The following is a 2,146-nucleotide window of genomic DNA, read 5'->3' as shown; positions in this document are numbered from 1 at the left end:
GTATTAAAAAAAAAAAAGCCATGATTGAATAAATAAAAAAAAAAAAAAAAAATTTATATATATATATATAAAAGAATTAATAAAAGGAAAATTTAAAGAAATAAAAAAATATATTATAATCCCAAAAAAGATTATTGTAATTCAAAATCTTTTAATTAAAAAATTTATTTTTAAAGTTTTTTTTGTAATTAATTTCAAAAAGTCAATTAATGAATGTAAAAATCTATTTAAAATAAAAAAATTAGGACCTTTACGATAATTTAAAATACCTAAAAATTTTCGTTCAAAAAGAGTAATAAATATAACTCTAATTAATATTGTTAAAATAATTAATAATTCAAATAAAATTATTTTCAAAAGTGTTTCCACTATATAAAATCTTAAATTTTATGCATAATATTTGCTTTTTTGAAACTAAAAAAAGTTTCAAAAACTTTAAAAATAAAAATTACTGATAGAGGGGGATCCTTTTATTAACTGCAATTTAATAATTAATTTCTATCATTATATATAAAATAATTAAAAAAATTATTAATTCTATTATAATAATTCCTACTCCTTCCAATATTAGACTTATATGAAATTTTGGTTCAATATTAGGATTAAGAATATTAATACAAATTATTTCTGGTTTATTTTTATCAATAAATTATTGTGGAAATATTATACTAGCTTTTAACTCGTATATTTATATTAGAAAGATTATTGAAAATGGATTAATCTTACAAATAATTCATGCTCATTTTTCTTCGATTATTTTTATTATTATATATTTACATATTTTTAAATCTTTAATAAATAAATCTTTTAATAAAAAAATAATATGAATAAGTGGAAATATTATAATATTATTAACTATAACTTCTGCTTTTTTAGGTTATGTTTTACCTTGAGGACAAATATCTTTTTGAGGAGCAACTGTTATTACTAATATTTTATCATCTATTCCTTTTTTAGGAAAAAACATTATTTTTTGAGTTTGAGGAAGTTTTTCTGTTGATAACCCAACATTAAATCGATTTTTTTCTCTTCATTTTATAATTCCATTATTAATCTTATCTATTTCTATATTTCATTTAATAATTCTTCACGAAAAAGGTTCATCTAATCAAATAGGTTTTAATTCAAATAAAGATAAAATTCTTTTTAGAAAAAGATTTATGTATAAAGATATAATTTCAATTTTTTTATTAATATTAGTTTATTTCTATTTTTTATTATTATTTGTAGATCAACATTATAGTATAGCAAAAGAAAATTTTTTTCCAGCTGATCCTTTAAATACACCTATTCATATTAAACCAGAATGATATTTTATGTTTGCCTACTCTTTACTACGTTCAATTCCAAGAAAAATTGGAGGAATTATAAGATTATTTATTTTATTTGTTTTTTTTTTTATATTAATATTTAATAAAAGACATTATTCTAAATTTTTTTTTTACAAAAAAATTATACTATTTAGTATATTAATGTTTTTTATTATTTTAACTAATTTAGGGTATAAGTTAATTGAATATCCTTTTACACAAATATCTTTATATGTAGGAATTTTAATGATTTTATCAATAAATTTTTTATAAAAAAGTTTTTTAATAAATTATTTTCAAAATAATTTTTATAACTTTAAGATTATTATATAATTTGCAAAATTATTTATTTATCTTAAATTATTATTTTTTTATTTATAATAAATATAAATTTAAATCCTATAAATTTTTTAATTAACTTTTCTTTTTTCCTTATATGCTTAATAATAATATTAATAAACATTTTTAATGATAAATGAATACTATTAATTCTTATAATTTTAATTGTAGGAGGAATAATAATCTTTATTTCAATAATAGCTTCAACTATAAAATTTAATTTGATTATAAAAAATAAATTTTATTATCTAATTTTAATATTAATTTTTTATGAAATTTATATGGACAATATAAACTTTTCATTTAAAATTATTTTAAGAACAATAAATAATATTTCTCTATTCTTATATTGTTTTTTAATTATAATAAATGTAATTTTTTTAAAAAAAATTATATTTAAAAAACAAAAAAGATTAAAAATTTATGTCATTAATAATTCTATTTACTTTCATAAATAATTTTTTTTCTATATATATATATATATATATAATTCTAAT

General features: G+C 14.9%; 3 protein-coding genes and 1 pseudogene. 3 read left to right on the top strand and 1 reads right to left on the bottom strand.

Features of this window, described 5'->3' with window-relative positions:
- Nucleotides 1–141 precede the first annotated feature (141 nt).
- Nucleotides 142–369, bottom strand: a complete 228-nt coding sequence (locus tag NY07_RS19910; RefSeq protein WP_160289596.1) for an NADH-quinone oxidoreductase subunit H — start codon at nucleotides 367–369, stop codon at nucleotides 142–144.
- Nucleotides 370–593: 224 nt separating this feature from the next.
- Here NY07_RS19910 and NY07_RS19905 point away from each other — a divergent pair, with 224 nt between their 5' ends.
- From NY07_RS19905 to NY07_RS19895, 3 genes and pseudogenes are all read left to right on the top strand, one after another.
- Entirely contained in the window at nucleotides 594–827 is a 234-nt protein-coding gene (locus NY07_RS19905; RefSeq protein WP_081953878.1) for a hypothetical protein, read from the top strand.
- 168 nt (nucleotides 828–995) lie between these two features.
- Nucleotides 996–1,310 (top strand): annotated as a pseudogene (locus tag NY07_RS19900) (cytochrome b N-terminal domain-containing protein); the annotation flags it as partial.
- Nucleotides 1,311–1,316: 6 nt separating this feature from the next.
- The gene (locus NY07_RS19895) at nucleotides 1,317–1,583 is read left to right on the top strand and encodes a hypothetical protein (RefSeq protein WP_081953875.1); all 267 of its coding nucleotides are present in this window, start codon (nucleotides 1,317–1,319) and stop codon (nucleotides 1,581–1,583) included.
- Nucleotides 1,584–2,146: the final 563 nt, after the last annotated feature.

Source organism: Shewanella sp. ECSMB14101 (genome assembly GCF_000773485.1).
GTDB classification, from domain to species: Bacteria; Pseudomonadota; Gammaproteobacteria; order Enterobacterales; family Shewanellaceae; genus Shewanella; species Shewanella marisflavi.
The sequence above is the reverse complement of the archived record's forward strand: the minus strand, read 5'-3'. Positions and strand labels throughout refer to the sequence as shown.

Excerpts from the sequence above, each read along its gene's own strand:
- NY07_RS19895 (WP_081953875.1), top strand. The coding sequence starts at position 1,317 with ATGTTTGCCTACTCTTTACTACGTTCAATTCCAAGAAAAATTGGAGGA.